Annotated in this window: 1 protein-coding gene; it reads left to right on the forward strand. The window is 46.3% G+C overall.

Annotated features, from left to right (window positions below; genetic code table 11):
- A partial coding sequence (locus ACYVFA_RS24120; RefSeq protein WP_460474423.1) for a hypothetical protein occupies nt 1–214 on the forward strand: 214 nt, incomplete at both ends.

Raw genomic sequence — 214 nt, forward strand, 5'->3', positions numbered from 1 at the left:
CACAGTTGGTTCTTGTATAAGTGTAGCCAGTTCTACTGTCACCGGACTGCAAATTGTTAGTCAGCCATCTGCGCCAACAATCACTGCACCGAATCCAAAAATAGTTTGTGCCCCAGGCACTTTGACTCTGACAGCCAACGGTTGTGCAGGAACCATCAACTGGTCTAATGGTTCGTCAGGAAGTAGCTTAACACTTTCAAGTGTGGGTACTTAT

The organism is Emticicia fontis (assembly GCF_054779675.1).